Here is a 1,393-nt window from a genome sequence, read left to right as displayed (position 1 = left end):
GCAGGTCGGCGTCGAGGGCTCCGTGTTCGAGCTGTACCGGCGTCTGCTGCAGATCCGCGGCGAGCTCGACCTGGGCACGGGCACGTTCGCGTGGTCCGAGCACCACGACCCCGCACGCGGGGTGCTGGCGTTCACGGTCACCTCGGGCGGTGGCCGGCACCTGGGCTCGGGCGAGCCGATCCCGGCGCGCACCGTGCTCGTGATGGCGAACCTGTCGACCGATCCCGTCGACCTGCCCGCGGGCCATTCCCGGGCCCTGTTCTCCCTCGAGGAGGCGGAGGCCGTGCAGGACGGGCGGCTCGCGCACGACGCCGCCGCGTGGCTGCTCATGGACTGAGCCCGGCGCGCCCCGGGACCCGCCGGGGCACCCCGGACCTTCCGCGGGGAATCCGCGGTGGGCGAGGTCACATCATCCGGCCCGGCCGGACGAACGCGACGTAACGTCCACGATGACTCGCATCACACCGGACAAAGTGGCATGAACGCTGTGTCACGAGTCACCATGGCGTGTCCTGATCCACCCCCCTTCGAGCGGAGACTTCACGTGAGCACCTCCCCCTTCGGCTCCCGCGTCGCCGAGACCGGCGCGGCCACCGCGGACCGCGGGCAGCTGCACCGCGGCCTGAGCCAGCGGCACATCATGTTCATCGCCCTGGGCACGGCGGTGGGCACCGGCCTCTTCTACGGCGTGTTCCTCGTGATGCGCGCCCTCGGCGAGATGACGCTCCGGGAGCCCGTCTCCGGGTCCTTCGCCGCCTACGCCTCCCGTTATCTCGGCCCCTTCGCCGGCTACGTGACCGGCTGGACCTTCGTCTTCGAGCTGGCCGTCGTGATCGTCGCGGACACCGCCGCCATCACCACGTACATGGCGTTCTGGTTCCCGGGGGTCCCGGCCTGGGCCTGGGTCGCGGCCACGATCCTCGTGGTCGGCCTGATCAACTTCACGCACGTCGGCAACTTCGGTGAGGCCGAGTTCTGGCTGACGCTCGTGAAGGTCGGGGCCATCGTGGCGATGATCTTCGGCGGTGTGATCCTGCTCTTCACCGGCGCCTCCACCGCGGACGGCACCCAGGCCAGCCTGGCGAACCTCGTGGACCACGGCGGATTCCTGCCGCACGGCATCCTGGGCGTGCTGACCGCGCTCACCATCGTGACGTTCTCCTTCGGCGGCATCGAGACCCTCGGCGTGGCCGCGGGCGAGGCCAAGAACCCGGAGAAGGTGCTGCCCAAGGCCATCAACACGGTGCCGATCCGCATCCTGTTGTTCTACGTGCTGACGATGGCGGTCATCATGGCCCTCGTCCCCTGGAACCAGGTGGACGGCAAGGCCAGCCCGTTCGTGCAGATCTTCGAGGGCCTCGGCGTCCCCTTCGCCCCGCACCTGCTGAACTTC

Annotated in this window: 1 protein-coding gene and 1 pseudogene; both read left to right on the top strand. The window is 70.0% G+C overall.

Annotation, left to right across the window (positions count from 1 at the left end; genetic code table 11):
• Window positions 1-337: pseudogene (locus tag ACFWJO_RS39245) on the top strand (hypothetical protein); the annotation flags it as partial.
• Between the two features lie 207 nt (window positions 338-544).
• On the top strand, window positions 545-1,393 hold an 849-nt coding region (locus tag ACFWJO_RS39240), incomplete at its 3' end, for an amino acid permease (RefSeq protein WP_386873023.1).

It is taken from the genome of Streptomyces sp. NPDC127092 (assembly GCF_042722475.1).
Lineage (GTDB): Bacteria > Actinomycetota > Actinomycetes > Streptomycetales > Streptomycetaceae > Streptomyces.
This window is presented reverse-complemented; position numbering and strand designations above follow the sequence as displayed.